6 protein-coding genes and 1 pseudogene are annotated in these 5,630 nt (G+C 64.8%); 4 read left to right on the forward strand and 3 right to left on the reverse strand.

What is annotated here, in order from left to right; translation table 11 throughout:
• Window positions 1–514: pseudogene (locus ASF32_RS18440) on the reverse strand (PhnA-like protein); the annotation flags it as partial.
• Between ASF32_RS18440 and ASF32_RS26920 the strand changes: the two are divergent.
• On the forward strand, window positions 459–590 hold the full coding sequence (locus tag ASF32_RS26920; protein ID WP_280136569.1) for a hypothetical protein: 132 nt from the start codon (window positions 459–461) through the stop codon (window positions 588–590). The pseudogene ASF32_RS18440 and the gene ASF32_RS26920 sit on opposite strands and share 56 nt — an antisense overlap.
• A gap of 86 nt (window positions 591–676) precedes the next feature.
• Here ASF32_RS26920 and ASF32_RS18445 read toward each other — a convergent pair whose 3' ends face one another.
• Together ASF32_RS18445 and ASF32_RS18450 are read right to left on the reverse strand one after the other, a co-directional pair.
• Window positions 677–1,153, reverse strand: coding sequence for a CsbD family protein (locus tag ASF32_RS18445; RefSeq protein ID WP_056431697.1), 477 nt, complete (start codon window positions 1,151–1,153; stop codon window positions 677–679).
• Window positions 1,154–1,489: 336 nt separating this feature from the next.
• On the reverse strand, window positions 1,490–2,947 hold the full coding sequence (locus ASF32_RS18450; protein WP_056431707.1) for a helix-turn-helix transcriptional regulator: 1,458 nt from the start codon (window positions 2,945–2,947) through the stop codon (window positions 1,490–1,492).
• A gap of 690 nt (window positions 2,948–3,637) precedes the next feature.
• Between ASF32_RS18450 and ASF32_RS18455 the strand changes: the two genes are divergently transcribed.
• The 3 genes from ASF32_RS18455 to ASF32_RS24805 form a co-directional block, all read left to right on the forward strand.
• Complete coding sequence (locus tag ASF32_RS18455) at window positions 3,638–4,228, forward strand: sigma-70 family RNA polymerase sigma factor (RefSeq protein WP_056431710.1); 591 nt, start codon at window positions 3,638–3,640, stop codon at window positions 4,226–4,228.
• Window positions 4,221–4,913, forward strand: a complete 693-nt coding sequence (locus ASF32_RS18460; RefSeq protein ID WP_056431701.1) for an NrsF family protein — start codon at window positions 4,221–4,223, stop codon at window positions 4,911–4,913. Before ASF32_RS18455 ends, ASF32_RS18460 begins: the two co-directional genes overlap by 8 nt.
• A 556-nt stretch (window positions 4,914–5,469) precedes the next feature.
• Window positions 5,470–5,630 (forward strand): GTP-binding protein (locus tag ASF32_RS24805; RefSeq protein WP_244472289.1); only part of this gene is annotated, 161 nt, incomplete at its 3' end.

The following is a 5,630-nucleotide window of genomic DNA, read 5'->3' on the forward strand; positions in this document are numbered from 1 at the left end:
GGCACGGTTCTCGGCCTGGGCCTTCTGGCTCGGATCACCCGTGAACAGGGCGCGGATCGCGGCGACGGCGGCGTCCTTGGCGGCCTGCGGGTCCTGGCCGGCGGCCTGGTTGCGGACGCTCTGCTCGATGCCGTCGAGCGGGTTGGTGATCTTCGACAGCGACGGAGCAGCGGCCTGGGCCGCGGTCTGCACGGTGCCGCCGACCAGCGAGCCGGCTCCGCCCAGCGTGCTGGTCACGCCGGAGAAGGCCCCGCCGATGAGGCCGCCCGCAGCGGAGGTGAGAAGATACAGGACGACGAGGGTGGTTACCGCCCAGGAGACGAGGCCGTGCAGGCCGGCCGCGCCCGTGACAGGCTTGCCCGACAGGCGCCCGGCGATGAAGCCGCCCGCCAGGGCGGCCACGATGCCCGAGACGATGAACCAGATGCCGGCGCTGAGCGACAGGGTCGATGTTGAGGATGACCTGGGTCACCAGGGCGGTGACGGCGCCGGCGAAGATCGCGCCCCACGACACCTGGTTCAGCAGGACGGTGCGGGTGTCGGCGGCGGCGATCGGCGATGCCGGAATGTTGGAGGAAGAAGACACGTGACAAGGCTCCAAGGTCGTCGGCAAACCGAAGGATTCGGTCGTCCGAGCGGGGAAGGACGAAGGGGAAAGTCTAGGGATGGCGGGAACTTAGTTGCGCCCGTGGACGAGGAGGCCGATTCCGTAGCCGAGGAGGCCGGCGGCCAGCAGGGCGGCGACGGGATGTTCGGCAACCCGATAGGTCATCTCCCGACCAACCCGGCGCAGGTGATTGCCAAGGTTGTGGTAGGCATCTTCGGCGTCATCGTAGACCTCGCGTCCGGCATTGCGCACGGAGCGTTCGGCACGCTCATAGGTTTCGCCAGCGGCGTCCTGAGACTCACGCACACGGGCCTTGATCTCACGTCCGTCTGGACCGGCAACGTCGTCGATGGCGTTGCGGGTGGCACTGGAAGCCTCGACGATCGCGTCTTTGGCTTGGCCGTAAAGGTTCTCGGCCTTGCCTTGGACTTCGCGTGCACGGCCCTCGACGGAATTTCGGCTCGAACCGGTCAGATCGCCGACAGCCCCCTGGATCTTCCCACCGAGTTCCTCGGCGACTCCAGTGATCCGATAGGTATCGACCATGGTATTCCCCCTGTTTACGAACTCATTCGATAGGATCGCGCTGGTTTTACCCAGAATACGCCAGACCGAAGATTTCGCTTCGGACAACCATCCAGATCAGATAAGTTTCCGCTGATTTTTCCATTAGACGCTGATCTTTACGTCAACCAATATTTCGATGACGACGTATTTGATCGAGGCCTTTGTCATCTGCGCCTCTGCTGCGGATTTAGTCTCGTTCAGATATCCATTGGATGTTCTTGGCGCGCACACCTGCATGCCTTGCAGTTCGACATCTCAACTGGCGCGCATCACCCGCCAATCAATGGTTAATTTGTACTGGTAGAGGGATTTTATTTAACCGGTTGATCCGGCTGGAAACCCATTGTTCCGTCCCCAGACGATGGCTTCCGAGCGCTTGTGCACGCCGAGCTTGCGGTAGAGGGCGGCGGCGTGGTTGCGTACGGTGTTTCGGGACAGGGTCAGGCGCTTGGCGATGGCATCGTCACCGAGCCCGGAGCAGATGAGATCGAGGATCTGCCGCTCGCGCACCGTCATGTTCGGTGCGATCGCATCCATGTGATCGCCTCCCGGCCCGCGCAGGTTGGCGAGTTTGTCGATGAGCCCGCGACTGAACCAGGACGTATCGGCCATGACGGTCTCGATGGCCTCGAACAGGTCGCGCTCACCGCGCTTGCGCTCCGTGATGTCCTGCAGGACGAGCAGTGCGTAGACATCGTCCCCGATCTCGACCCGTTCGGCCGAGACCAGGCAATCGAGGCTGGTTCCGTCCTGGTGGCAGAGGCAGACTTCAAGGCCGATGACGTAGCCGGTCAGAGCCACCGCGTTCTCGAATTTCTCGCGGGCCGCCTCGTGAACCCAGAGCCCGAGTTCCGCGGGCGAACGCCCGGCGACCGTATCGCTGGCATGGCCGAAGACCCGGCTGAAGGCCTCGTTCACCCCCGTGATCGTGAAACCGTCCGCCCGTGCCAGCACGGTTGGCACGGGGGTCAGGCGGAATGCCTTGGCGAAACGCTCCTCGCTCTGGCGTAAAGCCATCTCGGCCTTCCGGCGCAATTCGAGGTCGGCGAAGGTGAAGAGCATGCAGGCTTCTTCGCCGAGCTCCATGGGCTGGCCAGCGACGATGACGTGACGCTCGCCCCCGTCGGGCAGATCGAGACAGGCCTCCATCTGCGGGATGGTGCCCCCCTCGTTCAGGCGCGAGATGGCCAGGTCCCGGTTGCGGGCGCCCGCCAGCACATCGACCTCGTAGACGCTGCGGCCGATGACGGCATCCCGGGTGTAGCCCGTCATCTCGAGGAACCCGAGATTGACCTTCACGTGGCGCAGGTCGGAGAGCCGACAGATCACGGCCGGGGCCGGATTCGCGTTGAAGGTCTTCTCGAAGCGATCCTCGGCCTCGAACTGGTCCGAGACGTCCTTCAGGATGAGTGCGAGGCAACTCGGATTGCCCTCCCGATCCGTGGCCACGAGACTGCGAAGGGAATGGACGAAGGTCACGTCCGGCTTGTCGGTCCGGGTCACCTCGACGATCACGTCGTGGAACGTCTCGCCGGATACGACGCGCTCGATCGGATATTGATTGGGGGTGCGATTGTTGCGGTAGCGCAAGGCGAAACGCTCGCGATAGGCATCGACCGTTTCCCCGAGCACGTCCATGGATTCCACGCCATGCATCGCCAGGGCAGCCTCGTTGGCATAGGCGATGGTCTGGTCCGGCTCGACCAGGATCACCCCCTCGCTGAGGCCGGCGATGATCTGCCGGAGTTCGTACCTGTCGACGCCAAGTGTCACCGTCGCTCCCACCGCTCCCCGATCCGGGCCACAGCCCAGCCTTCAACAGATGCATGCGTAAGCAGTTCCAGGGTAAAGCGTCGAAACACTGGTATATCTCGCTGAACTCAGCCCTCTTGATTTCGGTGCGCCCATTCATGATGACGATTGGCGAACTTAAATATTCATTATCTGATGAAACAGGACCCGTTCTTTACCTTGATAAGTTACGCCCTGAACATCGAGACAAATAAATTTACAAATAAAGAGTCGACCTAAAAAGAAACCGACGAAACAACGCGCCCTATTCACTCATCGCTGGAGAGTTTTTGGTGTGGGCACGCGGAGGCAAGAGGCGGAAAGTCCCGCGTTCCAACGGGGGTCGCGTCGTCACGGAGCGAGCCTGTGCGCCCCCGGCCCGCGACCATCGCTGCCCCTGACGTAACCGGGAGCGCGTGATCGCCGAAATCCGTCTCAGAGCCGCCGTCGAACCTGAGTTGCGATAAGGGGACCGTTCCACATGAGCACGCTTGCCCGCCCTCCAGCCGTCGCGGCGGAATGCCGTTGCCGCGATTTCGATGGCGGAGGACGGTGTGGCCAAGTCCCCGGCAGCGAATTAGAGTCTTGGCGATGAGCCTGGCGCAGGCGGCATATTCGAGCCGCTTCCCCGTCCTACCGGCTCGGTCCGAAGCCCCCGGAAGCATCGCGTCCATGCCCGCCCGATCGACGCCATCGTCCGGCGAGGCGTCACTCGCAACTGCGATGCAGGCGGCTCAGAACGGCGATGCCGTCGCCTATCGCCAACTTCTGCGAGACTGCGTGCCCGTCATCTCCGCGATGGCGAGGGCCAAGGGCGTGCAGGGGCCGAGCCTTGACGATGTGGTCCAGGACACTCTGCTGACGATCCACCGGGCGCGGGCCAGCTACGACCCGTCCAGGCCCTTTCTCCCGTGGCTCCGCGCGATCGCCCATCGGCGCGCCATCGACGCCATGCGGTACGACAGCCGTCGGCCACGAGAGGTCCACGATCCGATCGCCTACGAGACACGCGCCGATGATGGGCCCCCGCCCGGGCACGATCTTGAAATCCGAGCCCGGTGTCGGGCCGTGACCGAGGCCGTCGCCCATCTTCCCCCGGGGCAGCGCGAGGCGATCGAACACATCGCCCTGCGCGAGTTATCCCTCGAAGAGGCGTCCGTTCTCACCGGGCGGACCAAGACGGCGCTGAAAGTCAATTTCCATCGGGCACTGAAAGCCCTGCGTGCCGCTCTCTCATCCAGCAAGGAGGGCTCGGATGTCTGATCCCGCCAGCCACGAACGTCTCGTCGAGGAGCTGGCCCGGTCGCTCGCGCCGGTCCGCCCCCTGCCGGGGCCGGGATGGCGGGCCGTCGCCTGGTTCTCCGCCGTGCTCGCCCTGGCCATCCTCCTGCTGCCCCTGTCCGACGCCGCCAGCCTGCAACTGCGCCTCGGCGTTCCGGATCTTCGCTATGCCGCGCTCGGGGCAATATTGACCAGCATGGCCGCAGCCTTCGCGGCCTTCCAGAGCAGCGTGCCGGGCCGCAGCCGGGCCTGGGCTCTTCTACCGATTCCGCCTCTGGTTGTGTGGCTCGGCGTCAGCGGGCTCGGTTGCCTGCGGGCCTGGCTCGCTCCGGCTTCGAACCTCGCCGAAACTGGAGAGATGCGCGGCTGCTTCGTCTTCCTGATGGGCGTCTCTCTGCCGCTCTCAATCCTGCTCGTCACGATGTTGCGCCGGGCCTGCCCGTTGAACCCGAGCCTCACGGCGGCTCTCGGAGGCTTGGCCGTCGCGGCAGCAGCAGCGGCGCTTCTGGTACCGTTCCATCCCCACGACGCCACCGCGACGGATCTGGCGGTGCACCTCGTGGCCGTTTTCATCGTGGTCGGCCTCAACGGACTCCTCGGCGGGCGCATAATCGAAGGCGCGCCCCGCCGACGCCCGGCCGCCACGGCGTCGCAGGCCGATCCGTAGGCGGGCAGGGGCGGCGCGTCCGAGCGAGCGGGGCCCCGCGGCGGCCGGTGAGATGGCCTAGATCATGCCGCGCTAACGTCCTTCGTCCGGCCCTTCCGTCCGCCGACGACACGCATGACCGTGCCATCTCCCTCGGCGCATATCTTCACGCCGACCGACGGTCTCGTCGTTCCCATCTTAAACGAGGAGGCCGTGCGGCCGGTGCCGTCGTTCGAGGATGGGACACCCGACCCGACGCGGGCCGTCTGCGTCTCCCTTCACGTTCCCATCGCCGAACGTTCCGGCGAGGATGACTCCGGAATGTCGGAGCGCGGATCGGTCGGCGGCCGCTCGGCGCGCAGTTCCCCGCTTGCGGAACGGTATGACTCCGCATCCGAGGTGGAGGCCGGACAGCGAATGGACGACCAAGCCGCAGGCTCGATTCGGCCTCCACAGTCATCATCCCTTGATCATCTGACGCCAAGCCTCTATCCGGGCGGCGTCTTTCGCCCGGCTCGACACCTCGAGCGCCGCCCTGGGCGACCGCTCATGTGACTTTAGTCTTAGGAATGTGACGATGGCCAAAGAGAAATTTGCCCGCACCAAGCCGCACTGCAACATTGGCACGATTGGTCACGTCGACCACGGCAAGACGTCGCTGACGGCTGCGATCACGAAGGTCCTGGCGGAGTCGGGTGGCGCGACGTTCACGGCCTACGACCAGATCGACAAGGCCCC

The organism is Methylobacterium sp. Leaf91 (assembly GCF_001422815.1).
In the GTDB taxonomy this organism is placed as follows: Bacteria; Pseudomonadota; Alphaproteobacteria; order Rhizobiales; family Beijerinckiaceae; genus Methylobacterium.

What these genes read in the sequence shown, in the direction of transcription:
- ASF32_RS18445 (WP_056431697.1), bottom strand. Translation starts at nt 1,153, where the DNA reads ATGGTCGATACCTATCGGATCACTGGAGTCGCCGAGGAACTCGGTGGG.
- ASF32_RS18460 (WP_056431701.1), top strand. Translation starts at nt 4,221, where the DNA reads ATGTCTGATCCCGCCAGCCACGAACGTCTCGTCGAGGAGCTGGCCCGG.
- ASF32_RS26920 (WP_280136569.1), top strand. Translation starts at nt 459, where the DNA reads ATGACCTGGGTCACCAGGGCGGTGACGGCGCCGGCGAAGATCGCGCCC.
- ASF32_RS18455 (WP_056431710.1), top strand. Translation starts at nt 3,638, where the DNA reads ATGCCCGCCCGATCGACGCCATCGTCCGGCGAGGCGTCACTCGCAACT.